General features: G+C 63.2%; 26 protein-coding genes and 2 pseudogenes. 9 read left to right on the top strand and 19 right to left on the bottom strand.

From position 1 onward, the window contains the following. Positions 1-42: 42 nt before the first annotated feature. The 9 genes from FHT70_RS18535 to FHT70_RS18495 form a co-directional block, all read right to left on the bottom strand. A complete protein-coding gene (locus tag FHT70_RS18535; protein ID WP_085777505.1) occupies positions 43-1,629 on the bottom strand; it encodes a Do family serine endopeptidase in 1,587 nt (528 codons plus the stop codon). Between the two features lie 176 nt (positions 1,630-1,805). Further along, a complete protein-coding gene (locus FHT70_RS18530) occupies positions 1,806-2,267 on the bottom strand; it encodes a cytochrome c-type biogenesis protein (RefSeq protein ID WP_097599817.1) in 462 nt (153 codons plus the stop codon). Beyond that, entirely contained in the window at positions 2,264-4,252 is a 1,989-nt protein-coding gene (locus FHT70_RS18525) for a heme lyase CcmF/NrfE family subunit (RefSeq protein WP_183703784.1), read from the bottom strand. Before FHT70_RS18525 ends, FHT70_RS18530 begins: the two co-directional genes overlap by 4 nt. Next, on the bottom strand, positions 4,249-4,731 hold the full coding sequence (ccmE, locus tag FHT70_RS18520; protein WP_183703781.1) for a cytochrome c maturation protein CcmE: 483 nt from the start codon (positions 4,729-4,731) through the stop codon (positions 4,249-4,251). Before ccmE ends, FHT70_RS18525 begins: the two co-directional genes overlap by 4 nt. Continuing rightward, positions 4,728-5,855 carry a c-type cytochrome biogenesis protein CcmI gene (ccmI, locus tag FHT70_RS18515; RefSeq protein WP_183703778.1) on the bottom strand — a complete coding sequence of 376 codons (1,128 nt, stop codon included), beginning with the start codon at positions 5,853-5,855 and terminating at the stop codon, positions 4,728-4,730. Before ccmI ends, ccmE begins: the two co-directional genes overlap by 4 nt. 96 nt (positions 5,856-5,951) lie before the next feature. After that, entirely contained in the window at positions 5,952-6,377 is a 426-nt protein-coding gene (locus FHT70_RS18510; RefSeq protein WP_085777500.1) for a hypothetical protein, read from the bottom strand. A 118-nt stretch (positions 6,378-6,495) separates the two neighbouring features. Continuing rightward, complete coding sequence (locus FHT70_RS18505) at positions 6,496-7,899, bottom strand: HAMP domain-containing sensor histidine kinase (protein WP_064706664.1); 1,404 nt, start codon at positions 7,897-7,899, stop codon at positions 6,496-6,498. Beyond that, the gene (locus tag FHT70_RS18500) at positions 7,889-8,560 is read right to left on the bottom strand and encodes a response regulator transcription factor (RefSeq protein ID WP_085777499.1); all 672 of its coding nucleotides are present in this window, start codon (positions 8,558-8,560) and stop codon (positions 7,889-7,891) included. The genes FHT70_RS18505 and FHT70_RS18500 overlap by 11 nt, the downstream gene beginning before the upstream one ends. Positions 8,561-8,613: 53 nt before the next feature. Further along, positions 8,614-8,862, bottom strand: coding sequence for a hypothetical protein (locus FHT70_RS18495; RefSeq protein ID WP_085777498.1), 249 nt, complete (start codon positions 8,860-8,862; stop codon positions 8,614-8,616). Positions 8,863-9,327: 465 nt separating this feature from the next. On the opposite strand from FHT70_RS18495, the gene FHT70_RS18490 reads away from it, so the two are divergent. Beyond that, entirely contained in the window at positions 9,328-10,551 is a 1,224-nt protein-coding gene (locus FHT70_RS18490) for an MFS transporter (protein ID WP_183703898.1), read from the top strand. A gap of 160 nt (positions 10,552-10,711) precedes the next feature. Here FHT70_RS18490 and FHT70_RS18485 read toward each other — a convergent pair whose 3' ends face one another. After that, positions 10,712-11,017 (bottom strand): Dabb family protein, encoded by a 306-nt coding sequence (locus FHT70_RS18485; protein ID WP_183703774.1) that lies wholly within the window; start codon positions 11,015-11,017, stop codon positions 10,712-10,714. A gap of 33 nt (positions 11,018-11,050) precedes the next feature. Beyond that, positions 11,051-11,724 (bottom strand): annotated as a pseudogene (locus FHT70_RS18480) (hypothetical protein); the annotation flags it as partial. 156 nt (positions 11,725-11,880) lie between these two features. Between FHT70_RS18480 and FHT70_RS30605 the strand changes: the two are divergent. Then, complete coding sequence (locus FHT70_RS30605) at positions 11,881-12,012, top strand: hypothetical protein (protein WP_259668252.1); 132 nt, start codon at positions 11,881-11,883, stop codon at positions 12,010-12,012. A 96-nt stretch (positions 12,013-12,108) separates the two neighbouring features. Here FHT70_RS30605 and FHT70_RS18475 read toward each other — a convergent pair. The 4 genes and pseudogenes from FHT70_RS18475 to FHT70_RS18460 form a co-directional block, all read right to left on the bottom strand. Beyond that, positions 12,109-12,392: pseudogene (locus FHT70_RS18475) on the bottom strand (TetR/AcrR family transcriptional regulator); the annotation flags it as partial. A gap of 16 nt (positions 12,393-12,408) precedes the next feature. Beyond that, positions 12,409-12,870: a nuclear transport factor 2 family protein gene (locus tag FHT70_RS18470; protein ID WP_183703768.1), complete on the bottom strand. Its 462-nt coding sequence runs from the start codon at positions 12,868-12,870 to the stop codon at positions 12,409-12,411. A 61-nt stretch (positions 12,871-12,931) separates the two neighbouring features. Then, positions 12,932-13,876: a pyridoxamine 5'-phosphate oxidase family protein gene (locus FHT70_RS18465; protein ID WP_183703765.1), complete on the bottom strand. Its 945-nt coding sequence runs from the start codon at positions 13,874-13,876 to the stop codon at positions 12,932-12,934. 58 nt (positions 13,877-13,934) lie between these two features. After that, a complete protein-coding gene (locus FHT70_RS18460) occupies positions 13,935-14,546 on the bottom strand; it encodes a glutathione S-transferase (RefSeq protein ID WP_183703762.1) in 612 nt (203 codons plus the stop codon). 132 nt (positions 14,547-14,678) lie between these two features. On the opposite strand from FHT70_RS18460, the gene FHT70_RS18455 reads away from it, so the two are divergent. Further along, positions 14,679-15,572 carry a LysR family transcriptional regulator gene (locus FHT70_RS18455; protein ID WP_183703761.1) on the top strand — a complete coding sequence of 298 codons (894 nt, stop codon included), beginning with the start codon at positions 14,679-14,681 and terminating at the stop codon, positions 15,570-15,572. 9 nt (positions 15,573-15,581) lie between these two features. Here the strand turns inward: FHT70_RS18455 and FHT70_RS18450 are convergent, their stop codons facing one another. Then, positions 15,582-15,950: a DUF983 domain-containing protein gene (locus FHT70_RS18450; protein WP_085777495.1), complete on the bottom strand. Its 369-nt coding sequence runs from the start codon at positions 15,948-15,950 to the stop codon at positions 15,582-15,584. Positions 15,951-16,137: 187 nt separating this feature from the next. Then, complete coding sequence (locus FHT70_RS18445) at positions 16,138-17,541, bottom strand: PLP-dependent aminotransferase family protein (protein ID WP_183703758.1); 1,404 nt, start codon at positions 17,539-17,541, stop codon at positions 16,138-16,140. A 215-nt stretch (positions 17,542-17,756) separates the two neighbouring features. Here FHT70_RS18445 and FHT70_RS18440 point away from each other — a divergent pair, with 215 nt between their 5' ends. The 4 genes from FHT70_RS18440 to FHT70_RS18425 all read left to right on the top strand — a co-directional run bounded on the left by FHT70_RS18440 (position 17,757) and on the right by FHT70_RS18425 (position 19,960). Beyond that, positions 17,757-18,662 (top strand): S1C family serine protease, encoded by a 906-nt coding sequence (locus FHT70_RS18440; RefSeq protein ID WP_183703755.1) that lies wholly within the window; start codon positions 17,757-17,759, stop codon positions 18,660-18,662. Between the two features lie 133 nt (positions 18,663-18,795). Next, positions 18,796-19,176, top strand: coding sequence for a VOC family protein (locus FHT70_RS18435; protein WP_183703752.1), 381 nt, complete (start codon positions 18,796-18,798; stop codon positions 19,174-19,176). A 254-nt stretch (positions 19,177-19,430) separates the two neighbouring features. After that, complete coding sequence (locus FHT70_RS18430; protein WP_246721880.1) at positions 19,431-19,814, top strand: hypothetical protein; 384 nt, start codon at positions 19,431-19,433, stop codon at positions 19,812-19,814. After that, complete coding sequence (locus FHT70_RS18425; RefSeq protein WP_171049179.1) at positions 19,796-19,960, top strand: hypothetical protein; 165 nt, start codon at positions 19,796-19,798, stop codon at positions 19,958-19,960. The genes FHT70_RS18430 and FHT70_RS18425 overlap by 19 nt, the downstream gene beginning before the upstream one ends. Here FHT70_RS18425 and FHT70_RS18420 read toward each other — a convergent pair. Then, on the bottom strand, positions 19,951-20,865 hold the full coding sequence (locus FHT70_RS18420; RefSeq protein WP_183703749.1) for an SDR family oxidoreductase: 915 nt from the start codon (positions 20,863-20,865) through the stop codon (positions 19,951-19,953). The genes FHT70_RS18425 and FHT70_RS18420 overlap by 10 nt on opposite strands. A gap of 105 nt (positions 20,866-20,970) precedes the next feature. Between FHT70_RS18420 and FHT70_RS18415 the strand changes: the two genes are divergently transcribed. Further along, positions 20,971-21,531: a TetR family transcriptional regulator gene (locus FHT70_RS18415; protein ID WP_097599934.1), complete on the top strand. Its 561-nt coding sequence runs from the start codon at positions 20,971-20,973 to the stop codon at positions 21,529-21,531. A gap of 7 nt (positions 21,532-21,538) precedes the next feature. Here the strand turns inward: FHT70_RS18415 and FHT70_RS18410 are convergent, their stop codons facing one another. Next, entirely contained in the window at positions 21,539-22,015 is a 477-nt protein-coding gene (locus FHT70_RS18410; RefSeq protein WP_097599828.1) for a YcgN family cysteine cluster protein, read from the bottom strand. A 193-nt stretch (positions 22,016-22,208) separates the two neighbouring features. Here FHT70_RS18410 and FHT70_RS18405 point away from each other — a divergent pair, with 193 nt between their 5' ends. Continuing rightward, positions 22,209-24,395, top strand: a complete 2,187-nt coding sequence (locus tag FHT70_RS18405; protein ID WP_183703746.1) for a PBP1A family penicillin-binding protein — start codon at positions 22,209-22,211, stop codon at positions 24,393-24,395. The last annotated feature ends 108 nt before the right edge of the window (positions 24,396-24,503 follow it).

The raw sequence follows: 24,503 nt of genomic DNA, 5'->3' as shown, positions 1-24,503 counted from the left end.
CGCGCGGATCTTGGTCCGCACGGCTCCGATTTTCTTTGCGGATCAGCCCTGGCCGTTGATCGGAAGCGCGACGAAACGGCTTCCTTCGCTGGACTGGATCTGGAACAGCGCGCGGGTGCGGCCGTCCTTCTTGGCCTGATTCAGCACCTTGACGACATCGGCGGCAGTGGAAACCTCCTGATTGTTGACCGATGTGATCTTTTCGCCTTCCTTGATGCCCTTGTCGGCGGCGTCAGAGTCGGGATCGATGCCGGTGATCGTCAGGCCCTTGCCGTCATCGGAGGGGCCGACGGTCAGGCCAAGATCGGCAAGCGCCTTCTCGGAAGCCGGTGCCTCAGGCTGCTGCGGCTGATTGTTGTTGTCGTCGGCGTTGGCATCCTTCTGATCGGCCGGCAGCGTGCCGAGTTCGACGGTGAGCGACTGGGCTTTGCCGGCGCGCCAGACCGAAAGCTCGGCCTTGCTGCCCGGCTGCATCGCGCCGATGCGGCGGCTGAGATCACGGGCATCCTTGATCGTTTCGCCATTGAGTGCGGTGACGACATCACCGGCCTTCATGCCGGCCTTGTCACCCGGCGATCCGGGCTGCGGGGCGACAACGAGGGCGCCGCTCGGCTCGGAAAGGCCGATGGACTCGGCGATATCCTTGGTCACCGGCTGGATCTGGACGCCCAACCAGCCGCGGGAAACCTGGCCATCCTTCATCAGATCGGCGACGACATCCCTTGCGGTCGAGGCGGGAATCGCGAAGGCAATACCGACGCTGCCGCCCGAAGGCGAGAAGATCGCCGTGTTGATGCCGACGACTTCGCCGTTGAGGTTGAAGGTCGGACCGCCGGAGTTGCCGCGGTTCACGGCCGCATCCACCTGCAGGTAATCGTCATAGGGACCGGAGCCGATGTCGCGGCCGCGGGCCGAAACGATGCCGGCCGTCACCGTGCCACCGAGACCGAAGGGATTGCCAACGGCGACAACCCAGTCGCCGACGCGGACATTGTTGTCGTCGGCCCAGTTGACATAGGTGAACTTCTTACCCTTGCCGTCGACCTTGAGGACGGCGAGATCAGTGCGCGGATCCTTGCCGATCAGCTTGGCATCGAGTTCGGTGCCGTCATTCATGACCGCAACGAAGGCCTGGCCGTCGGAAACCACGTGGTTGTTGGTAACGATATAGCCGTCTTCGGAGATGAAGAAGCCGGAGCCTTGAGCGACCGGGCGCAGACGGCCCTTACCGGGACCATTCGGGCCACCCGGACCATTCTGGCCGAAGCGCCGCTGGTGGCCCTGCTGGTCGTTCGGATCCTGGCCGAACTGCTTGAAGAACCGCTTCAGCGGGTGATCGTCAGGCAGATCGTCGAAGCCGCGGCCGTTGAAATCGAAGGAGAAGCCGTCATTGTCGGCGACGGGGTTGACGCGGTTTTCGACGCGAACGGAAACGACGGCGGGTGAAACGGCATCGACGACATTGGCGAAGCTCGGCACGGCAGGCGCCTGAACCTTGACAGCTTCAGCGTAAGACCGGGTGATTTCGAGCGGAACGCCGGTTGCGAGCACAGCGGCTGCGATACCGGCGACGGTAGAAGCCTTGAGCACCGTGGCGAGGGACGGACGTCCGTTGAAATTCTTGAGCATTGGAGCACCTTCTCTTGTTCTTAGATCTTCAGACCGGCGGCGCCGGATCAGTCGATGACTTAAGATATAGGATGGCGCACCTTACTGCGAACTGTCCAGCCAATGAAAAGTTGGTAATGTTTGTGATCTCTGCTTGCCGAATTCGGGCCATCGCGACGAAGGATCGCCATCCAGCGTTACTTATCTAAAAGCTCACTCAGCTTCGCCTGCTCTTCCGGCGTCAGCTTGCTTCCGGTCGGCCTGCCTGTCCTCTTGCGCGCAAAGACGAGCAGCGACGCGCCGCCGGCAAGGACCAGCAGCACCGGGGCGCCCCAGAGCAACAGCGTCCTCACGCTGAACCTCGGCTTCAGAAGCACGAACTCGCCGTAGCGCGAGACGATATAGTTGAGCACCGCCTCATCGCTGTCGCCGTTGCTGATGCGCTCACGCACAAGCAAGCGGAGATCCTTGGCGAGCTCGGCATTGGAATCGTCGATCGACTGATTCTGGCAGACCATGCAGCGCAGTTCGGCCGATAGCGCCCGGGCGCGGGCCTCCAGCGCCGGATCCGCCAGCACCTCGTCGGGATTGACGGCGAAGGCGGAAACGGGTGCGAAGAACACGAACACGGCGACGAGGAGACGGGAGAGACGCATCATTGCGCCGGCTCCATCGCAGGAGCTGCGGCCTTCGCCTTTCGGCGCGGGGCGCCGACGCGCAGGCGCCGGTCGGAGAGCGACACGCAGCCGCCGGCGGCCATGATCAAGGCGCCGCCCCAGATGCACAGGATGAACGGCTTCCACCAGATGCGCACGACGATGCCGCCGTCCTTGGTGGCGTCGCCGAGCGAGACATAGAGCTGGCTGAGGCCGAAGGTCAGGATGCCCGCCTCCGTCGTCGGCATCTGCCGGGCGGTGTAGAGCCGCTTGGCCGACCAGGTATCGGCAATGGTGACACCGGCGCGGCGGATGGTGAAGTGGCCGCGCTCCTCGGTGTAGTTCGGTCCCCTGCCCGCTCGCATGCCGTCGAACTCAAGGCTGTAGCCACCGGCTTCGACCGTGGCGCCCGGCTTCATCTCGACGACATGTTCGCTCTGGAAGGTGGTGACGGCGACGATGCCGAGCACGCTGACGCCGAGCCCGGCATGGGCGAGCGCCGTGCCTAAGGCTGAGCGCGGCAGGCCCAACAGGCGGCGCCAGGCGATGGAGCCCGCCACCTTGCCGATGCCGGCCCGATACCAGAGATCGGCAATGGCGCCGAGGATCAGGAACAGCCCGGCCGCCAGCCCGAGCACCGATAACACCGGCCCGCCATGTTGGAGATAGAAGAAGGCCACCGCGGCAAGAAATGCCAGGCTTGCAACGGCATAGAGCCGCTGCAGGGCGCCGAGCAGATCGCCGCGCTTCCAGGCCAGCAGCGGCCCGAACGGCACGATGACGAGCAGCGGCGCCATCAGCAGGCCGAAGGTCAGGTTGAAGAAAGGCGGCCCGACGGAGATCTTGTCGCCGGTCAGCGTCTCCAACAGCAGCGGATAGAGGGTGCCGGTCAGCACCGTGCCGCAGGCGACCGTCAGGATCAGATTGTTGAGGACGAGCGCCCCTTCACGCGAGATCGGCGCAAACAGCCCGCCGGCCGAAAGCTTCGGCGCCCGCAGGGCAAACAGCGACAGCGCCCCGCCGATGAAGATCAAGAGGATCGAGAGGATGAAGACGCCGCGGGTGGGATCGCTGGCGAAGGCATGCACCGAAGTCAGCACGCCGGAGCGCACCAGGAAGGTGCCCATCAGCGACAGCGAGAAGGTCAGGATCGCAAGCAGCACCGTCCAGATCTTCAGCGCCTCGCGCTTTTCCATGACGAGGGCCGAATGCAGCAGCGCGGTTCCGGCAAGCCAAGGCATGAAGGAGGCGTTCTCCACAGGATCCCAGAACCACCAGCCGCCCCAGCCGAGCTCGTAATAGGCCCAGTAGGAGCCCATGGCGATGCCGAGCGTCAGACAGGTCCAGGCCGCCAGGGTCCACGGCCTGACCCAGCGCGCCCAAGCGGCGTCGATGCGGCCTTCGATCAGGGCTGCCACGGCAAAGGAGAAGCAGACGGAAAAGCCGACATAGCCGAGATAGAGCAGCGGCGGATGGATGGCGAGCCCGATATCCTGCAGCACCGGATTGAGATCGCGGCCCTCGGCCGGGGCCGGATCGAGCCGCAGGAAGGGATTGGAGGTCAAGAGAATGAACAGGGTGAAGGCGAGCGAGATCCAGGCTTGCACGGCAAGTACATTGGCCTTCAGCGTCTCCGGCAGATTGGCGCCGAAGATCGCGACCAGGGCGCTGAACAGCGCCAGGATCAGCAGCCAGAGCATCATCGATCCCTCGTGATTGCCCCAGACGCCCGAATATTTGTAGATCAGCGGCACCAGCGAATGCGAATTCTCCCAGACGTTCTCGACTGAGAAGTCGGAGACGACATGGGCATAGGTCAAGACGGCAAAGGCAAAGGCGACGAGCGCAAACATCACAAGTGAGCCGACGCTTGCCACATCCATCATCGCCGGATCATGGCGGCGGGCGCCGATCACCGGCACGATCGAGACGATCAGCGCCGTCGCCAGCGCCAGCACCAAAGCGTAATGGCCGATCTCGATGATCATGGCGTTGCTTTCGCCTCCTGCCCCTGGCCTGCTCCCCCTTGGCCTTCCTGCCACAGCCCCTGCTGCTTCAGCTTGTCGGCCACCTCCTTCGGCATATAGGTCTCGTCATGCTTGGCAAGCACAGTGTCGGCGACAAAGACGTTGCTGCCTGCGGCAAACATGCCCTCGGTGACAACGCCCTGGCCCTCGCGGAACAGATCGGGCAGGATGCCGGTATATCTGACCTTCACCGCATTGGCGCTGCCGTCGGTGACGGAAAACTCCACCGTCGAACCGGCGCCGCGCACGACGCTGCCGGCCCCGACCAGGCCGCCGAGCCGGATGCGGGTCTCCGGCGCCACCGGCGTCTTGGCAAGATCGGCCGGCATGTAGAAATAAGCCACCGATTGGCTGAAGGCGAACATCACCAACAACACCGCCGCCAGGATGAAACTCATCCCGCCAGCAATCACGGCAAGGCGCTTCTGCTTGCGCGTCATTGCGTCATTCCCTCCGTGGCAATGCCAAGTTCCCTGGCAAGCGCCAGCAATTGCCGGCCCTGCTCGCCGGACGGCGGAAAGGCGGCCAGCCCGCGCTTCAGGGCGTCGGCCGCGCGATTCTTATCGTTCAATACGGCGTAAGAGCGGACGAGCCGGATCCATCCCTCGAAATTGTTGGGATCCTCGCTGAGTTTGGCATCAAGGCTTTCGACCATGCCGCGGATCATCTGCTGGCGATCGCCGGCGCTCATGTTTCCAGCCGCCGCCACATCTTCCGACGTCGGTCCGCCAGGCGCAACCGGCTGAGCCGCACCGCCGTTCTTGGCGATATGTTCATTGACCAGCGGCAGCCAGGGTGCATCGGCCGGCGATTGCTGCGCCAGCGCCTCGAAAGCCCGGCGGGCCTCGTCGGCCCGTCCCGCCTGTTCCATGCTGAGCGCGATGTAGAAGCGGGCACGCGGATTATCGGGCTCCAGCGTCAGCGACTGTTCCAGCGCCTGACGCGCTTCCTCCGTCACGACGCCGTCCGAAACCGCCATCAGCGTCTCGGCAAGGCCGTCGAGCCGGATCGGGCTCGGGCCTAGAAGCCGGATCGCATTGTGGTAGGCGACCTCGGCATCGGCAATCCGCATCGTGCGGAAATAGATCGGCGCCAGTACGTCCCAGCCCTTGCCGTCGTCGGGATTCTGAGCCAGATGCCGCTCCGCCTTGGCGATCAGCACCGCCACGTCGTCGCCGGGATTTTCCAGCCGCGCTTCCAGCGGCTGCGACGGCAGATCCGGCCTGCCCGTCGTCAAATAAAGACAGAGCCCGAGCGCCGGCAGGATCAAGAGGACGAAGACTTCGGTGAGACGATGATGCCGTGCGGGTTTATCTATCGTCTCCGGCTCGCCGGCAGAGACGGCGATCAGCCGCCGGCCGATTTCGGCCCTGGCGTAATCAGCCTCCTCAGGCGTGATAAGCCCGCCAGCAAGATCGCGGTCGAGTTCGCGCAACTGGTCGCGATAAACTGCCGCCTCGCCGGCGCGGCTGTTCTGCGCCGCCTTCGCACCACGCAGAAGGGGATAGAGCAGGATGACGGCGACGGCTGCCGTCAGAACGGCAACGAGAATCCAGAACAGCATATCGGCCCAAATACGTGAAGCACACGCCTATTCCAACTGCCAAAGCCGGAATGACGAAGATTTGAGGCTATTCGCCGCAATTTAGGCTGAACGACTTCAGCCGAGCGGCGACCAGCTGCCGTCGTCGTTGCGGCAGGCCGCACCCCGTGCCACGGTTTCCTTGCCGTCGACGGTCAGCGTATGGGTATATTGCCGGCAGTTCTGCGAGCCGACCTGATAGGGTGCGGCCGCCACGACCTTGCCTGTGACCTCCTTGCCGCTCCAGACCACCGGTTGGCCGACCGCCGCCCCTTCGAGCGCCCGATACTCCGCCTCGAGGGCCCGCTGTTTGTCGCTATCGCTCAAGCTCACGCCGCTGCGGCCGACGATGCCGCCCTGGAGCGCGGTGATGAAGGCGGCCGAGGCGGAGGGTTTGCTCGAAAAAATGCCACGCGAAGCGGCACCCTTCGTCGTCGTGCAGCCGGTGAGCGCGACGGCGAGAAGAAGGATGGAAACCATCATGCCTTGCGAGCGTAGAATCATTGCGTCGAACCACGATCAGAGGTCAAATTCAGCCGATCGAAGTGCAGCGTCCCCGTGTCAGCAATGTGGCAAAGCATGCTATACATTTGCCACTATCCTTGTGACATCAAGCAGTTGGTCATGCAACATCCTTTGTGACGCCGGGCAGGATAAGCTTCGCCTTCAGCCCGCCCCATTCACCGCGGGACAGTTCGAGCCTTCCCTGGTATTCGTTGGAAATTTCGGTGACGATCGAAAGGCCCAGGCCGGTTCCAGGCTTGCTTTCGTCGAGCCTGCGGCCACGCTTCAGCGCCTCGCGGATCTGGTCGGGCTCAAGGCCGGGGCCGTCATCCTCGACGGCAAGCTCCACCCAGCGTCGACGGGCGCTCGCCTCCGCCCCTTTCACGTCCTCGCCAGCCTCGACGGCCGAAAGCCGCACCCTGCTCTTGGCGAAACGCGCCGCATTTTCCAGGAGATTGCCGACGGTTTCCTCGAGATCCTGCTGTTCCATGGCAACGGCAAGATGCGGCGGCGACACGACAAGATCGAATTCGGTATCGACGTTCAGCCGGCGCATGACGCGCACCAGCCGCTCCAGCGCCGGTTCGGCATCGGTGCGGGCGAGCACGGATTCGCGCTGGGCGGCGATGCGGGCCCGGTTGAGATAGGATTGCACCTGCCCCTGCATCGATTCCGCCTGGCTGCGCACCAGTTCGCCATGAGACTTTTCAAGGACGCGTGCCTCGTTGAGGAGAACCGCAATCGGCGTCTTCAGCGAATGGGCGAGATTGCCGACCTGCATGCGCGCCCGCTCGACGATGCGGCGGTTGCTGTCGATCAGCGCGTTGACCTCGTTGGCGAGCGGCAGGATTTCGCGCGGGAAGTCGCCCTTCAGCTGCTCGCTCTCGCCGGCGCGGATGCGCTCCAACGCGGCGCGCGCCTTGTCGAGCGGCTTCAGGCCATAGAGGATCGCCAGCGCATTGACGATCAGGCTGCCGACGCCGAAACCGGCAAGCGCCAGATAGAGGCTGTGGGAAAAGGTGCGGACATCGTCCTCGACGACGTCGACATTGCCGGTGACGCGGAAGCGCGCCGCTCGCCCGTCGGTGTCGAGCACCACTTCGGTTTCGGCCACCTGCACGCGGTTGCCGGAGGCATCAGTCACCTGGTAGTAGCGCTCATAATTCTTGTCGAAAGGCGCCTCGACGACGGAGGGTACCGGAATGAGCGCCGAGCCGAGAGAGGGCGAGACCAGCGGCGCGGTGGTATAAGTGCCGAGCGGCTCCACTACCCAATACCAGCCGGTCTTCGGCTGGGCGAAACGCAGGTCGCCGAGCTGCGGGCTGCCGCTCAACGCCCCCTGATCGCCGATCGTCACCGAATTGATGACGTTATAGAGCTGCGCCCGCAGCAGATCCTGAAAACCGCGTTCGGCGCTCTTACGGTAGAGCGTCGAGATCAGCAGGCCGATCACCACCAGGGCCACCGTCGACCAGACCGTGGTCAGCAGCAACACGCGTGCGGTGAGCGACTTAATTCGCATGTTTCGGCGCTTGGATGCGGTAGCCGAGACCGCGCACCGTTTCGATCAGATCGACGCCCATCTTCTTGCGCAGACGGCCGACAAAGACCTCGATCGTGTTGGAATCGCGGTCGAAATCCTGATCGTACATGTGCTCGACGAGCTCGGTGCGCGAGACGACCTCGCCCATGTGATGCATGAGATAGGCGAGCAGGCGATATTCGTGCGAGGTCAGCTTCAGCGTCGTGCCGTTGACTGTCGCCTTCGACGATTTGGTGTCGAGCCGCACCGGCCCGCAGACGATCTCGGAGGATGCGTGGCCGGCGGCGCGCCGGATCAAGGCCCGAATGCGCGCCAGAACTTCCTCGACATGGAAAGGCTTGGTGACATAGTCGTCGGCGCCGGCGTCAATGCCAGCGACCTTGTCGCTCCAACGGTCGCGCGCCGTCAGGATCAAGACCGGCATGCCGCGGCCGGCGCCGCGCCATTTTTCGAGCACCGTCACACCGTCCATCTCCGGCAAGCCGATATCGAGAATGATGGCGTCATAGGGTTCGGTGTCGCCGAGGAAATGGCCCTCTTCGCCGTCGAACGCCTGGTCGACGACATAGCCCGCCTCCTTCAATGTGTCGGTCAGCTGCCGGTTCAGGTTGACGTCGTCTTCGATTACCAGGATGCGCATCGGTCCGCCTTCGTCCGCTTCAAATCGATCATGTTTGAATAGACCGATTCCGCTTACATCGGAACCTTTACCGTTACCTTGCGTGGACGCTGGCCATTGCCCGACACGAGAACGGTAATGATGCAGCTATCGCCCACCGGTTGCACGGATAGGAGCTGCCCGCCCGTCTGTTCGACGACCTGGGCTGCGGCGGCGCTGCAATCGCCAGCAACGCGCAGGACGAGGGTGCCCGCGCCGTCCGGTGAGGGCGCCGATGCCACCAGTCCGGCGGCCACTACTGCGACGCTCAGAGGAAAGGCCATGTCTTACGCTTTCAAGGTAATTCCAACTTGCTGCGAATATGTACCCACGCGACCTGAATGGCAAATGAATGCGCTGTAATACAGGGCGTTTAGAACCATTCTCGCCTGTTCGACAAAAACGATTCCTGCGATCGGAAACCACGTTCGCAGCAGGCAGAGGCGGCGCTTTCTCCGCTCCCCAAATGAACCTCGCCAGACGGGATCAATGCCTTTGCCATCGCGCCGCGGGCAAGTCGACCGGTGGTCGGCGATTGGGCCACAGCGTTACCGGGAAAGCGGCGGCAAGCCGGTCGATATCGCCGATTTCCGTGCGCAGCAGGTCGTCCTGAAATTGTATCGGCCGATCTCTATTTCCGGCTGGAGAAAAAGCGCCGGGCTGCAATCCGAATCGACGGCGGCTGCTTTCACCGGGGGATCGAAACTGTTATGGCTTGGTTGCTCCCGTTTCAGGCCGTTTCAGCACCGATGCTCATTTCCTTTCGCTTCCGCTCGGCGCAGACGGTCATCGTCCTCGCCGTCACCCAGCTGATCGGCTGGGGCACGACCTTCGACATGCTCGGAGTCATGGGCCGCATCGTGGCGGCCGATCTTGGCATGGCGAACGAGGTGGCGTTCGCCGGCCTGACGATCATGATGATGGTCAGTGCGATCCTCGGTCCGGTGACCGGTCGCTGCCTTGCCCACTATGGCGCCGCCCGGGTGCTTTCGGCGGCTTCTGTGACCTTTGCGCTCGGCCTCTCTCTGCTTGCCGGCGCAAACGGCGTCATTCTCTATTCCGCCGCCTGGATGGTGATCGGCGTCGGCGGCGCGCTTGGCCTGTCGGCGCCCGCCTACACTGCAGTCGTGGAGCGCGAAGGGATGAACGGCAAGCGCGTCATCGCCGTCCTGATGCTGTTCACCGGGCTCTCGAGCGCTGTCTTCTGGCCGATCCTCAGCCTGCTCAACGACACCTTCGGGTGGCGCCTGACCTTCCTCATCTGCGCGGCGCTACAATTGTTCCTATGCCTGCCGTTGCATCTTTCCGCCCTGCCCAGCCCGATCGCCGCCCAGGTCGGCGGCGGCGCGGCCGACATCGCCCCGGTGACGCTGTCGAAGGCGGCGCGGCGCAGAGCCTTTCTGCTGATCGCCGCCTCGACGACCATCACCACCTTCATCACCTTCGGCATCTCGCCATCGCTGCTGGAGATCTTCCGCCAGTCCGGCGCCTCGCCGGCTTTCGCGCTGCAACTCGGCTCGGCCCGCGGCATTCTCGGCATCTCGGCACGGTTCCTCGACATGCTGCTCGGCCGGCGCGGTAATCCGATCCTCAGCGCCGCTACTGGCATCGGGCTGATGCTGACGGGCTTCCTAGTGATGCTGGTCGCCAGTCCTTCGACGCCGCTGCTCGTCACCTTCATCCTGTTCTACGGCTTCGGCGCCGGCGTGATGACCGTCGCCCGCGCGCTTCTGCCGCTGGCCCTGTTTTCGCCGCGCGAATTCGGCCTGCAGTCGGCCCGATTGTCGCTGCCGCAAAACCTTGCCAATGCCGTCGCTCCCGTCGTCTTCACCGCCATCCTCGATCGCGCCGGCACCAGCCCGGCGCTATTCGCCGCAGCCGTGCTTGCGGCATTGTCGCTGGCTTTCGTGATGATGCTGATGACGCTGGTGCGTGGCGCGCAGTCATTGCAGCCGAGCCCCGCCACCTCGTAGGCAGGCGGATTTGCGAATCTTCTGAATCGCTTGCCGCGGCTTTTGTAAAAGGCGCCTTCAGTGGCTCAGAAGTTTATTCAACTGTGCGATTCTACTCCAGAAGATCGCTCATCCAATCGAAGCTTAAGCACTGCCCGGCTCGAGCCAATCGATTGCAAGTTCAGAGCGGCCGCGTCACCGCCGTGCGGCTGTCGTAATCGGCAGCGATGCGCTTTTCCCGGAGGGGACGCACGCGCTCGATCGAACGCTGGTAATCGGGGTGCGCCTTGTAAGCGGCGAGAGCCGCCGCATCATCGAATTCGCCATAGACCACAAGATCGATCTCGGTGCCCAGCTGATCGGTCTTCACGTTCGTACCGATTTCCAGCAGTCGCGCGTGCGGAATGCCGGTCAGGATCGAAAGTCCCGCCCTCACCTCCTCCAGATGTTCCTCCTGCACGGTGAAGAAGACGATATGGCGGATCACGCGGAAGCTCCTGTCAGATTCCAGAGGGTTGGCCCGCGCGATAACACGCGCGCCGCAGGCCTTCAACCGCGCGGCCGGTCCTGCGCGGCATCCGGACGCAGTGCCGCATGGAAGGCCATGGCGTAACCCGCAAGCTTCTCGGCCCGGTCGGTGCCGTTGACGATGCGGCGCGCATTGACCCAATCCTCGGTCGTCGCATTCAGGTGATCGGCGAGTTTGTGACCGGTAAAGCTGCCCTGCAGCATGCCTTCGATCAGGATCGTCACCGCCGCATCCATCTCCATTGCCCGATCGGGATCGGCGACGAGATCGATGCCGGTCAGCGCACTCATAGTCTCGTAATTCCGTTTATGGGTGAGCTGCACCAGTCCGCGCCCGAGCCAGCAGCGACCATGCTCGTCCGGCCGCCAGTAGGGCGTCTTCACCCAGGAGAGCCGGCCCGCGGCAAAGGCGATTTCTAGGATCTCGACTGCGCGCAGATCGCTTTCGGCCAGCGTCTCGCGCACCGGCTGCATCGTATAGGCGGTTTCATGATAGGCTGTGGCAAGGATATAGGCGAGCCATCGGCGATCGGCCTGGGTGAACCGCTTTTCCCAGGCGTCGAGAATCGCCGTCATGCCCACCACCTGAGGCTGAGTCAGCCCGCCTTTGAAAAGCTCTTGGCGCACCGCATCAAAAAAGAATACACGGTCCATGTGGACAACCATTCCGCGCTTCCCGTAAACGTTACGGTTAAAATCGTCTTAATCGATTAAAATAAACTTAATCGTTTTAAGTGCCTAAGCCCCTGATTTACATTCCTTTTGGCTTATGCGATGCATTTTCTTGCCCTGAAGCCTTACCACCACAAGAGGAGACTTCCGATGCAGGCGCCCGCCAACACACAGCCCACTATTCCCCAGCATGTCCTCGACCAGATGGAAAATGAGTGGCGCCAGATTCGCCCTGAGCGCGAGAATACCCGTCCGAGCCAGCAGCCTCAACAGCAGCGCTGAGAAATACAGCAAAGCGGTGCGGATGTAAGGCCCGGGCTCATTGCGCTGCGGCCTCAAGCCGGTTTCCAGCGACCGGGTGAAGAGGCTCTGTTCCTAAGTGCGCGCCATTAGAACCAGAGCACCCTGAATGCCGCAGACGCCTTCCTCAGCCAGCGTCTGCGCCTCCGCCTCAGCACAGCCGGCCCGCATGAGGCCGAACGCGACGCATCGATCCAGCGGATGAAATAACCAGCGGTCGCCGAGAAAAACCGCTCACGGGTGTCGTGGAGCGCGAAGGCGCCGACGAGGCAGATGCGGCCGCCGGCGCGGAAGTAGTCATTGACATTGACCCACATTGCCGCGATCGCCTGACGGGCGTCGTCATGCGACAGCGGCCGATGTCGCCTGCGACGCGATTTAAAGACCGAGCTCGGTTAGGCCGGGGTGGTCATCCGGCCGCCGGCCGAGCGGCCAGTGGTATTTGCGCTGTGTTTCCCGAATCGGCAGATCGTTGATGCAGGCAAAACGGCGCTGCATCAAGCCCGTCGCGTCGAATTCCCAATTCTCATTGCCGTAGGAGCGGAACCAGTTGCCGCTGTCATCGTGCCATTCATAGGCAAAGCGGACGGCAATGCGATTATCGGTAAAGGCCCAGATTTCCTTGATCAGCCGGTAATCCAGCTCCTTGGCCCATTTGCGGGTGAGGAAAGCGACGATCTCGGCGCGGCCGTTGATGAATTCGGCGCGGTTGCGCCAGCGACTATCCGGCGTATAGACGAGCGAGACGCGCTCGGGATCTCGACTGTTCCAGCCGTCCTCAGCGAGACGAACCTTCCGGGTGGCGGTCTCGAGGGTGAAGGGCGGGACGAGGCTGGACATGATCTTTCTCCTGTATTGAGTTGACTGTAGCGATTGGTAAGAACATCAGCGAGCATCATGCTCACCTACCTTCTCCGCGGTCGAGATTGCGGCTCCAGCGCAACGGCAGGGCATCCGGGCGAAGCACGATGCTCTCGGGCTTAAAACGCCACAGCCTTTCGGCCCTTTCAAAGCTGGCGAGTTCAGGCGAAGACAGCAATATTTCGGCCCTTCCGGTGATCTGCAGCATATCGCCGGTTTCGAAATCGACGAAGACCAGCCCGGCCGTCGGATTAACGAGAAGATTGCCGAGCGTGTTGAAGAACCGGTTGCCGGGAAAATCGGGGATGGTCAGCACGCCGTCGGTACCGAGCCGCGCGAAGCCGGCATTGCCGCCGCGATGGGAGACATCCACCTGCCGCTCACCATTCTCACGATCGACATAGGAGGCGACGAAAAACGTATCGGCGCTCCCGATCATCCGCCGCGCCCGGTCGTCGAGGCTGACGGAGCGAAGCGGCCGCATCGAGGTGGGCTTATCGGGATCGCGGACAAAGACGGCTGAGCGCGGCTGGATATATTGCGGGCAGTTGCCGAAGCTCTGGCCGACCCGCAGGCGGAAAGCCTCGGCATCCGTCCTGCGGATCACGCCGTTCAGCCGATTGCGCCTGCGGGTCTCGAGCTGGATGCCGAGCAGCGCGATCGCGTCTCCATCTTCCATGCCTGCGTCGGCAGGATCGTCCGGGTCGCGGCGCAGATCCACGTCGAGAGCCTCCGGCACCGGCGAGGACATGAATCCCGGGCGCCCCGCCCGCACCGTCGCCCAGACATTGCCCTTGGCGTCGACCGCGCCGAGCACGACGAAAGGCAGCATCGGAAAGAAGGCGCGGTGCTGTTCGGGCATGGCCTTGCGAATGAAATTGCGCCCTGGCCCGTCCATGCGGTCGACCACGCCGATACTGCGCTGCATGGCAAGTTCGCCCTCATGCCAGGGCGATGCGGCACCCTGTCCTGTCTCATTCAGCATCATGGCCTCCTTGTGGGATTATCGGGAAGCCGGGACGGCAATCCGCCCCGGCGACTGTTCATGCGGCAAGGCCGATCTTCGTCTTCCGAAAGCCGACGAAACTTGGCAGCGCCTCGATGCGCGCAAGCCATGCGCGGACGCTCGGATAGGCCGAGATATCGACATTGCCCTCCGGCGCATTGGCGATGTAGCTGTAAAGCGCGATGTCGGCAATCGTCGGCCTGTCGCCGAGCAGGAAGCTGTCGCCGCCGAGCTCCGCCTCGACCAGTGCGAGGATGCGGTGCGCCCGGGCAATCACCTCCTCCGTACGGAAATCAGCGCCGAAGACAGTGACCAGACGGGCCGCACACGGCCCGTAGGCAATCTCGCCCGCGGCGACCGACAGCCATTTCTGTATCCGCGCCGCAGCAACCGCTTCCTCCGGCAGCCAATCGGTGCGGCCGTATTTGCGCGAGAGATAGACGAGGATGGCGGAGGAATCGGCAATGATCGTGCCGTCGTCATCGAGAACCGGCACCTGGCCAAAGGGATTGAGCTTGAGGAACTCCGGCGTTTTGTGGGCGCCTGCCGCCAGGTCGACCTCGAACAGTTCATAGGGCACATCAAGCAGCGACAGGAAAAGATGGGCACGATGCGAATGGCCGGATAGCGGGTGATGGTAGAGTTTCATGATGGCTCCTCTGGCAACGAAGGCGATTAGCGATGGCTGCTCGGAACCATCGGCAGCGAATCTACGGCCTTCCGCTGAGTTGGAGTAGAATGCTAATCTGAAAGACAGATTTCCAATTTATGGAAGGATAGGATGGACCGCCTCGAAGCCATGACCGTGCTTCTCACCGTCGTCGAACAAGGCAGCCTGTCGGCCGCCTCGCGGCATCTGCACTCGCCGCTTGCCACCGTCAGCCGCAAGGTTTCAGAACTCGAAGCACATCTGGGCGCCCGGCTCTTGCAACGGACCAACCGGAAGATCGGGTTGACGGAGGCCGGCCGCGCCTATGTCGAGGCGGCGCGGGAGATTCTCGACCGCTTGGAAGAGGCGGAGCGGACGGCGGCCGGCGAATACCGCGCACCGAAGGGTGAGCTGACGATGACGGCGCCGATCGTCTTCGGTCGGCTGCATGTCCTGCCCATCGTCGTGGATTTTCTGAAGGCCTATCCCGATATCAATCTCAGGCTGATGCTGGGCGACCGGCTGGCGAACCTCGTCGAGGATCATATCGATCTGGCGCTCAGGATCGGCAATCTGGCCGATAGCAGCCTGATCGCCACAAGGCTCGGCGCGATCCGCCGCACGGTCTATGCAAACCCGGATTATGTTGCCCGGCACGGCGCAATCCGCCACCCCAGCGATCTTTCGGTGCATGACTGCATCACGTTCGAAGGCATGGCCTCGACGCGAAGCTGGACATTCGTCGAGGGCAAACGCGACCTCGTTGTGCCGATCCGATCACGACTTGCCGTCAACACCGCCGAGGCGGCCGTGGATGCAGCCGTCGCCGGTCTTGGCATCACCCGCGTGCTCTCCTACCAGGCCGCCCGCGCCGAGAAGGCAGGCCTGCTGGCGCCACTGCTTGCCGATTTCGAACCGCAGCCGGCGCCGGTGCATCTCGTCTATCCCTCGCAGGGGCTGGTGCCACTGAAACTGCGGGCCCTCATCGATTTCGCGACGCCGCGCCTGCGCGTCGCGCTGAAGTAGCCCGCAGCTTCAGGCCAGCTTGCCCTCTTCCGCCTTATAGAAATACTGGCTGGCGACCAGCCAGCCTTTCAGTGGCCTGAGCGGCGGAATGCAGGTGGCGAGCATGAAGGGACCGGTGACGAGAAGATGCGCCCAGATCGGCGCCGAGAAAGCCACCTCCAGCCAGACGCCGAGCAACACGCTCGGGATGCAGGCGAAGCAGATGACGAAGAAGGCCGGGCCGTCAGCCGGATCGGCGAAAGAATAATCGAGGCCGCAGGCTTCGCACTGCGGCTGCAGCGTCAGGAAGCCCTTGAACATATGACCCTGCCCACATCGCGGGCAGCGCCCCCTGATGCCGGTCTGCATCGGAGGAAGCGGGGGATATTCCGTGTCCATGATGATTGATCCTATCTCACGGCTCATTCAATGCCGCGCAATGTATGCATTCAATACAAATACATTGTACGGAAGACACCGATCAATCTGCCAGATTGCCGCAGAAGCCCCCGAACGATCAAGGGGCCGGTCGCAGATGGGCGCAAACCATTCGAAGAGCGGCCTGGCAGGCCGCGACGCAGCCGGATCAAAAGAACGAAGCCGCCATCTCCGGCGGTCCTTCCAGCGCGTGGGCCATGAACTCCAATGCGCCTTGCAATTTCTGGCGTGCAATCGGGCCGCCGAGGCAGACCCGGACGGCCTCGGGCGCGGCACCCTCGACCGTGAAGGCATCGCTTGCCACCACGCCGATGCCAGCGGAATGCATATGGCTGCCGAAGGTGGAACGGGTCCAGCCGTTGGCCAGAGGCAGCCAGATATTGAAGCTGATCGGATCGGCGCGGTAGCTGCCGGCGGGCAGAACGGCGGCGACCATCTGCTGGCGGGCGCCCGCCTCTGCGCGAATGAAGCGGAGGATCGCATCAGCCGTGCCATCCTCGATCCAGCGGGTGGCGAGTGCCATATTCAACGGCGAGGCCATGACATTGTTTGCGCGCATGGAGCTGACGAAGGGCCACACCGCCCTGGTGTCGGGCGCCACAACATAGGCAAGGCGCAGGCCCGCGCCGAGGCATTTCGCCAGGCCGCCAATATGCCAGGTCAGATCGGGCGCCGTCGCCGCAATCGGCGCAGGCCCTTCTTGCGGAATGAAGCCGTAGGCATCATCCTCGACGATCGGCAGGTGATATTTGCGGGCGACGGCTGCGATTTCCTCACGGCGTCCGGCGGGAATCGTCAGCGTCGTCGGGTTCTGCAGCGTCGGATTGAGGTAGAGCGCCTTCGGCTTCAACCGCTCGCAGGCCGCGGCCAAAGCATCCGGCCGGATTCCATCCCCGTCCATCGGGAGGCCGGCAAGATTGAGCCGCAACTGGGCTGCGATCGAGCGCATCCCGGGATAGGTGATGATTTCCGAAAGTACGGTCTCGCCGGGCTTGGCCAGCAGGCCGAAGATTGCCAGGAGAGCCGGATGGGCGCCCGGCGTGACGAAGAACCGCTCCTGCGAGGGCGTCAGACCGCGGCGGCCGAGCCAGGCGGCGGCGGCCTCCTTGTCCACGACTGAGCCGCCGAAGCCTTGATAACGCAAAAGCGGGATCAGACTCGCGGCTACCGCCGACATGCCTTCACGCATGCGGGCGATCAACTCCAGATCGTCCGGTTCCGGCGGTAGGTTCATCGAGAAGTCGACAACCGACGCACGGCGGGGATCGGGCGCGTAATCGGCGCCTAAGTCCTGGTGCTGCCTGACGGCAGCGCCGGTGACGAAAGTGCCTCGACCGACATGGGAATCAACGAGGCCGCGCTTCTGCGCCTCGACATATCCTCTCGCCACCGTGGTGAAATCGACGTTCAGCCGTTTGGCAAGTTCGCGCTGCGGCGGCAGCCGGTCACCTGCTACCAAGTGACCGCCGCGCAGATCCATTTCGATCAGATCGGCGATCGCCATGTAGCGCGGGCTGCTGCTGCGGCTGAGATCGGGATGCCAGTCCTTCATGTCGTGATCCGTGCACGTCTGATTCCTGGATTGACTGTATATTGTTGCGCAGCGCCCTACCACCCCCGCATAGTCCGGTATTCCTCGATGCCAGGAGAGGCGGTGGCGGAAATTCCCGCCGCTCCAACCTTGCCGCCGCCCCTTCATCTCCTTACCTATGGAAGGAGAAGTGCCGGCTTTCGGCGTTGCGCGGCGGCGCCCATCGGGATGAAAGCATGAATATCGATCCTATCTTGCGGTCAGTCGTGGCCGTCCGTTCCACCATTCCGGAAGATGCTTTCACGGCGGAGACGCTGGGCACCGTCCGCGAGGGCAGCGGCGTGGTCATTCGCGACAATGGGCTGGTGCTGACTATCGGTTATCTCATTACCGAGGCCGAGGAAGTCTGGCTGACGACCCTGGACGGCCGGGTGGTTCCCGCCCATCCGCTTGCCTATGACCAGGAGAGCGGTTTCGGACTGGTGCAGGCGCTCGGCGCTCTGAACGCGCCGGCGGTGGATTTCGGCGATGCGGCCGCGGCCAAGCCCGGAGATCCCGTCGTGCTTGCCGACGGCATTGGCGAATATGTCCAGGCAAACATCGTGGCCCGGCAGGAATTCGCCGGTTATTGGGAATATCTGCTGGATGAGGCGATTTTTACCGCGCCGGCTCATCCCGCATGGGGCGGCGCGGCGCTGATCGGCGCGGACGGCAAGCTTCTCGGCATAGGTTCGCTTCGTCTGCAGATGAGCCAGGACGGCGAGGTGGCCGATATCAACATGATCGTTCCGATCGATCTTTTGCCGCCTATCCTGGACGATCTCTTGAACCGCGGCCAGGTCAACAAACCGCCGCGGCCCTGGCTCGGCGCATTCTCCGCCGAAAGCAGTGGCGGCGTGGTGGTGATGAGCGTCGCCGAAGGCGGCCCGGCCGCCGAGGCCGGCCTGCGTCAGGGCGATATCATTTCGGAAATCCGCGACGAAGAGGTCGATGGCCTAGCCGATTTCTACCGCAAGCTCTGGAGCAGCGGCCCAGCCGGCGCCGAGATTCCGATGCGGATTCTGCGCAACGGCCGGGAGGCCTGGCTGCGGATCAAATCCGCCGACCGCAACAGCTTCCTGAAAAAGCCGCAGCTGCAGTAGGTCGCGCCCCGGCTGGCCTCGCAAGAGGGACCGGTCATCCGGCGCGCCTGTTCGACGCATGTTCTCTCGTTGACTTGGAGCTGCCGTTGAAAGATGCTGCCGGCCAGCCTAGGATGAACGGAGTTTGAGGTCCATGTTCGATCATATCTCCATCGGCGTCAAAGATCTCGAAAGAGCCCGCCGCTTCTACGACGCGGCGCTGGCGCCGCTCGGATATGAACGCCTGTCGAATTCCGACGGCATGATCGGCTACGGTTTCGAACAGGTCGGCCTCTGGGTGATGCAGGTTGCGCGCCCCGTTGTCGCCGACATGCAGTCCGGGCTGCATTTCTGCTTCGTCGCGCCGGACGAGGCTGCGGTCGACGCGTTCTATGCGGCTGCGATCGCCTCCGGCGGCACGGACAACGGCGAACCAGGCATCCGGCCGGATTACGGCCGCTTCTATTATGCCGCCTTCGTCATCGATCCGGACGGCTACCGCCTCGAGGCCTATTTCCACAAAGGCGAAATATAACGGCCGTCGGGCCGCAGCTCTTGAGGGGCCGTGGACAGCCCTCGCCCGTCAGCCAGCCTGTCGGGCGGCGCAATGATCATCATGCCCAGCATCTCGGAGGTGCGAGCTGTGCCTGCGCCAGAGCCTCTGTCAGCCGCGAAAATCCCGTTGCGTTGCTCCGGCGAAAGGCGCATTGTTTCAGCTTCGGCAGCCATCGCACGGGCGCTGCCGACTGAGGGTTTCATAACCCCCGCCCCGACGAAAGGAGGACGTCGATGTCTTCCACTTCCGATAAGCCCTATCTGACGTCATCCGATCTCGACATGCTTCAGGGTGTGCTCGACGCCGCCGGCTATACAACAAAAATCCCGGTCGAGGACGAACAGGCCTGCAACGCCGCAGCCATGCTGCTGATCAAGCTGTTCCAGGAGGGCGTCACCTCGCCGGCCATGCTCTTACAGGCGCTCGAATACCATTTCGGCAAACCGAAGAAGCAACCGAAACCGGTCACCCCCGTCTGCAACCGCTATGCGATCCAGGGATTGCCGCGCGAACGCCGAACCAAGCCGCCGGTCAAATTCTGCAGGCGGGTAACGCGCGGCCAACAGCTTTCAATACCAGTCCAACGGGAGATCCATCCATGGCAAAAGGACAGCTGAGAAGCAATCGCGAGGCCCGCAAGCCGAAGAAGGACAAGCTGGCGACGAAGCCGGAAACCAGCTTCGCCGGACAGATGAAGACGGCGGCCCAAACCGCGCCTCAGGGCAGCGGCGCGCCCAAGGGCGGCGGTCAGCCTCACCGGTAGCTGGTTACATCAGCCGGTTTGCCCGGCTCCTGCACTTCCACCAGATAGCGCCAGCAATCCGGCCGCGAACCGTCGACGTCGTCGAAACCATACGACTTCGCCATCCCGCCGCTCGACAGCGACTGGCCGTTCCAGCGGGCGCGGTCGGGATCGGCTGACAGGGCCGCTACGGCACGGCCGATGAAGCGCGGAGTTTCGGAAATGGCGAAATGCGGCTGCACCTTGGTCGCGTCGCGCCAATTCTCCTCGCTCACGCCATAGGCCTCTAGCATCATTTCCGAGCGCAGCCAGCCGGGGGTGATCGAAACGGCGGTGGCGCCGTATTTGGCTAAGTCCTGCGCATGAGCCCAGGCCATGCGGGTGACGCCCGTCTTGACGAGGTCGTAGAAGGGCGAGAGCCGGTAATGCGTGGCATTGTATTCTGCCGTGCCGTCGGTTACCTCCACCAGCAGCCCGCCCGGCCGCTCGATCATCAGCGCCAGCGCGTAATGGGCGGTGATCAAATGCGTCTCAATGCCGAGCCGCAGCATGCGCAGGCCCTTGTCCAGCGAATGCTCCCAGACCGCCTTGTCCCATTCAAACAGCTTTTCGCAGCCCCAGATGTCATTGACGAGGATGTCGAGCCGGCCGACTTCCGTCCGGATGCGCGCGACGAGCGCCTCGACCTCATGCGGAACGAGATGATCCACCTGCACGGCAATGCCCTTGCCGCCAGCCGACGTCACCAGCTCGGCCGTCTCCTCGATCGTTTCCGGCCGCATATATTCGGATTGCCCGGCGCGTGTTGTGCGACCCGTCACATAGACGGTGGCGCCGGCAGCGCCGAGTTCCACCGCAATGCCTCGGCCGGCGCCACGCGTCGCGCCCGCCACCAAGGCCACTTTCCCCTGCAAATCCGCTGTCACGTTTCCATCCTCCACGCTAGAACCGAGAGCCGGTCGATTGCCACCGGCCTTATTGAATATAAACGAATGTTTGTTCATATTAAAAATGAACGCAAGAGGAAATTCATGCCGCGCCGCCGCACCCTTTCCGACGAACAACTTCTCGCCATGGTGCTGGCCCTGATCCATGCCGAAGGGCCGGATGCAGCAACGTTTGCTGCGGTGGCGAAGGCGAGCGGCCTTTCCGGTTCAACACTGGTTCAGCGTTTCGCGACAAAGGCGGCGATGTTGCGCGCCGCGCTACTGTACGCCTGGGACCGGCTGGATGCGGAAACAGAGCGGCTTGCCGGCAGCGTGGCGAAAACGCCGGAGGGCGCCGTCGCGCTGCTCGTCGGCCTGTCGCAGGATTACGGCGACGATGCCGCCGCCTATGGTGAGGGATTGCTGGTCCTGCGCGAGGATTTTCGCGATCCGGCGCTGCGCGCCCGAGGTGCGGCCTGGGGAACGACGCTGACGGCGGCGATCGCACAATGTTTCGGCTCGGCGAAGGCGCCGGAAACGATCGCCCGACTGATGCTGTCACAATGGCAGGGATCGCTCACCTGGTGGGGCTTTGGCGCAGGCGGTCCGGTGGACGCCTATGTGGAGACGGAATTGCGGCGCTTCCTGTCAGCAGTGGAATTATGACCGCCGCTCACGCTTCTTCTTCATCCTTTTCCGCGCCCACGGTCAGCGGCCAGTCAACGACGTAATCCTCGAGATCGTCGACATCGATCTCGTTTTCATTGATCGTGCGGCCGCGGGCGGAAATGCCGGCGGCGTGGACGGTCTCGGGATCGCCGGAGACAAGGGGATGCCACCAGTAGAGATCGCGGCCCTCATTAATCAGCCGGTAGCCGCAGGTCGGCGGCAGCCAGGCGATCTCGGGCACGTTCTCCCTGGTCAGCTGCACGCAGTCCGGCACGAAATCCCAGCGGTTCTCATAGCTGGAGCAGCGGCAGCTGTGGCCGTCCAGCAGTTTGCAGCTGACCGAGGTGAAATAGATATCGCCGCTATCCCATTCCTCGAGCTTGTTGAGACAGCAGAGGCCGCAGCCGTCGCAGAGGCTTTCCCATTCGGCGGAGGTCATTTCGGCAAGCGTCTTCTTCTTCCAGAAGGGCAGATCGTTCATCGTCCGTTTCTTGCAACAGCGGCCCGCAAAATCACGTGACCGCCACTCTATCTCTCTTGTTATCCGCGGCAAAATCAATCAATTCTTCAGCATGCTCCTGGTATCGGAGAGCTTTCGGGCGATCGGGCCTCGCGCTTTCGTCGCTTCCGGCGACCGGACATGAGGCAAGCGCGATCAGGCGGGAATACAGGACGTGCAGGATCCGGACAACCCTGAAAAAGGGCCTGAAAAGGAAGCAGACAAGCGAACCGGTGACACGGTGGGTAGGCGGCCGACCAGGAGCCGCCACATTCTGCTGCGCATCGATTCGTGGATCGATTCGACCGTCTGGAACGCCGGCTTCCGCGCCGCAGAGATCTGGGAAGACACCACCATCTTCTTCCGCCGCTTCCGCGTGCGCGGCTGGAAACGCATTGTCTTCGAGCTCGCCGGCGAAGGGCTGACCCTCGGGGCGGCCGGCGCGGTGCTGATGCTGGTGCTTGCCCAGCCGGCCTTCGAGGCGACCAAGGAGGACTGGCGCAATCGCGGCGATTTCGCCGTCACTTTCACCGACCGCTACGGCAACGTCATCGGCCATCGCGGCGTCATCCACCAGAATTCCGTACCGATCGACGAGCTGCCGGATTCCCTGATCAAATCCGTCCTTGCCACCGAAGACCGGCGCTTCTTCGACCATTTCGGCATCGACGTGGTCGGCCTCTTCCGCGCGATGGTGACCAACGCCCAGGCCGGCGAAGTCGTGCAGGGCGGCTCGACGCTGACGCAGCAGCTGGCCAAGAACCTCTTCCTTTCCAACGAGCGCTCGCTCGACCGCAAGATCACCGAAGCGTTCCTGGCCCTGTGGCTCGAGGCAAACCTTTCCAAGAAGGAAATCCTCTCCACCTATCTCGATCGCGCCTATATGGGCGGCGGCACCTTTGGCGCTGCTGCGGCGGCGCAGTTCTATTTCGGCAAGAATATCACCGATGTGAACCTTGCCGAGTCGGCGATGCTGGCCGGCCTGTTCAAGGCGCCGGCCAAATATGCGCCGCACGTAAACCTGCCGGCGGCGCGTGCGCGCGCCAACGAAGTGCTGACCAATCTCGTGCAGAGCGGTCTGATGACCGAAGGTCAGGTGATCGCCGCCAGACGCAATCCGGCGACCGTCGTCGATCGCAACGAGGTGGAATCGCCGGATTTCTTCCTCGACTGGGCTTTCGACGAAGTGCAGCGGCTTTCGCCGCGCTTCCACCAGCACTCGCTGATCGTGCGCACGACGATCGACATGGGCATCCAGAAGGCGGCCGAAGATGCGGTCGAGACGTCGCTGCGCGAATATGGCGAGGCTTATCACGCCAAGCAAGGCGCCATGGTGATGATCGAGAACGGCGGCGCCGTACGCGCCATGGTCGGCGGGCGGGATTACGGTGAGAGCCAGTTCAACCGCGCCACCAAGGCGCTGCGTCAGCCCGGCTCCTCCTTCAAGGTCTATACCTACGCGCTGGCGATGGAGAGCGGAATGACGCCGCAGACGACGATCGTCGACGCGCCGATTTCCTGGGGCAATTGGAGCCCGCATAATTACGCCAACCGCTATGTCGGCCGCATCACGCTCGAGACGGCGATCGCCCAGTCGATCAATACCGTGCCGGTGCGGCTTGCCAAGGAAAAGCTCGGCATCCAGCCGATCCGGGCGATGGCGAAAAACCTCGGCGTCGAAACGCCGATCCGCGACGACGTCACAATCCCGATCGGGACATCGGAGGTGACGGTGCTGGATCAGGCGACAGCCTATGCCACCTTCCCGGCCGGCGGTTATCAATCACGCCGCCACGGCATTACCCAGATCCTCGATTACGAAGGCGATGTGCTCTACGACTTTGATCGTGACGAGCCGGCGCCGAAACGCGTGCTGTCCGAGCAGGCCGATGCCTACATGAACCAGATGCTGTCGCGGGTCCCCTATGTCGGCACGGCACGAAAGGCGGCACTCGACAACGGCATCCTGACAGCCGGCAAAACCGGCACGACCCAAGCCTATCGCGATGCCTGGTTCGTCGGCTTCACCGGCAATTACACCTGCGCCGTCTGGTTCGGCAATGACGACTATACCTCGACCAACAACATGACGGGCGGCTCACTGCCTGCGATGACCTTCAAGCGCGCCATGGACTACGCCCATCAGGGTGTGACGTTGCGCCCCATCCCCGGCGTCGAACCCCCCCCGCCCTCGGAAAAGGATCTCGCCAAGACCGCCGCCGCCAAGCCGCAGGACGGATTGCCGCAGCTCATCCGGCCGCGCATGCTCTCGGTGCAATCGACAAACATTCTCAAGAAGCTCGGAGAGAAGTTGAAGGCCGCCGCGCCGCCGACGCCGCAGAAGGTGGCGAGTGCGGATTAGGAGCTGCGTGGAAGTGTCGCTTTTCTCTGTCTCCGCGAGCATGCAGACGAGACCAGCCGCCTCTGGACAGATCGGCGTTCATTCCCACCCGGCATTCCACCCTGCCAG

Origin of the sequence: Rhizobium sp. BK049 (assembly GCF_014193135.1) — a bacterium.
Classification (GTDB): domain Bacteria; phylum Pseudomonadota; class Alphaproteobacteria; order Rhizobiales; family Rhizobiaceae; genus Rhizobium.
The sequence above is the reverse complement of the archived record's forward strand: the minus strand, read 5'-3'. Positions and strand labels throughout refer to the sequence as shown.

Excerpts from the sequence above, each read along its gene's own strand:
- FHT70_RS18535 (WP_085777505.1), bottom strand. The coding sequence starts at position 1,629 with ATGCTCAAGAATTTCAACGGACGTCCGTCCCTCGCCACGGTGCTCAAG.
- FHT70_RS18530 (WP_097599817.1), bottom strand. The coding sequence starts at position 2,267 with ATGATGCGTCTCTCCCGTCTCCTCGTCGCCGTGTTCGTGTTCTTCGCA.
- FHT70_RS18525 (WP_183703784.1), bottom strand. The coding sequence starts at position 4,252 with ATGATCATCGAGATCGGCCATTACGCTTTGGTGCTGGCGCTGGCGACG.
- ccmE (WP_183703781.1), bottom strand. The coding sequence starts at position 4,731 with ATGACGCGCAAGCAGAAGCGCCTTGCCGTGATTGCTGGCGGGATGAGT.
- ccmI (WP_183703778.1), bottom strand. The coding sequence starts at position 5,855 with ATGCTGTTCTGGATTCTCGTTGCCGTTCTGACGGCAGCCGTCGCCGTC.
- FHT70_RS18510 (WP_085777500.1), bottom strand. The coding sequence starts at position 6,377 with ATGATTCTACGCTCGCAAGGCATGATGGTTTCCATCCTTCTTCTCGCC.
- FHT70_RS18505 (WP_064706664.1), bottom strand. The coding sequence starts at position 7,899 with ATGCGAATTAAGTCGCTCACCGCACGCGTGTTGCTGCTGACCACGGTC.
- FHT70_RS18500 (WP_085777499.1), bottom strand. The coding sequence starts at position 8,560 with ATGCGCATCCTGGTAATCGAAGACGACGTCAACCTGAACCGGCAGCTG.
- FHT70_RS18495 (WP_085777498.1), bottom strand. The coding sequence starts at position 8,862 with ATGGCCTTTCCTCTGAGCGTCGCAGTAGTGGCCGCCGGACTGGTGGCA.
- FHT70_RS18490 (WP_183703898.1), top strand. The coding sequence starts at position 9,328 with ATGCTCATTTCCTTTCGCTTCCGCTCGGCGCAGACGGTCATCGTCCTC.
- FHT70_RS30605 (WP_259668252.1), top strand. The coding sequence starts at position 11,881 with ATGCAGGCGCCCGCCAACACACAGCCCACTATTCCCCAGCATGTCCTC.
- FHT70_RS18470 (WP_183703768.1), bottom strand. The coding sequence starts at position 12,870 with ATGTCCAGCCTCGTCCCGCCCTTCACCCTCGAGACCGCCACCCGGAAG.
- FHT70_RS18465 (WP_183703765.1), bottom strand. The coding sequence starts at position 13,876 with ATGCTGAATGAGACAGGACAGGGTGCCGCATCGCCCTGGCATGAGGGC.
- FHT70_RS18460 (WP_183703762.1), bottom strand. The coding sequence starts at position 14,546 with ATGAAACTCTACCATCACCCGCTATCCGGCCATTCGCATCGTGCCCAT.
- FHT70_RS18455 (WP_183703761.1), top strand. The coding sequence starts at position 14,679 with ATGGACCGCCTCGAAGCCATGACCGTGCTTCTCACCGTCGTCGAACAA.
- FHT70_RS18450 (WP_085777495.1), bottom strand. The coding sequence starts at position 15,950 with ATGGACACGGAATATCCCCCGCTTCCTCCGATGCAGACCGGCATCAGG.
- FHT70_RS18445 (WP_183703758.1), bottom strand. The coding sequence starts at position 17,541 with ATGAAGGACTGGCATCCCGATCTCAGCCGCAGCAGCAGCCCGCGCTAC.
- FHT70_RS18440 (WP_183703755.1), top strand. The coding sequence starts at position 17,757 with ATGAATATCGATCCTATCTTGCGGTCAGTCGTGGCCGTCCGTTCCACC.
- FHT70_RS18435 (WP_183703752.1), top strand. The coding sequence starts at position 18,796 with ATGTTCGATCATATCTCCATCGGCGTCAAAGATCTCGAAAGAGCCCGC.
- FHT70_RS18430 (WP_246721880.1), top strand. The coding sequence starts at position 19,431 with ATGTCTTCCACTTCCGATAAGCCCTATCTGACGTCATCCGATCTCGAC.
- FHT70_RS18425 (WP_171049179.1), top strand. The coding sequence starts at position 19,796 with ATGGCAAAAGGACAGCTGAGAAGCAATCGCGAGGCCCGCAAGCCGAAG.
- FHT70_RS18415 (WP_097599934.1), top strand. The coding sequence starts at position 20,971 with ATGCCGCGCCGCCGCACCCTTTCCGACGAACAACTTCTCGCCATGGTG.
- FHT70_RS18410 (WP_097599828.1), bottom strand. The coding sequence starts at position 22,015 with ATGAACGATCTGCCCTTCTGGAAGAAGAAGACGCTTGCCGAAATGACC.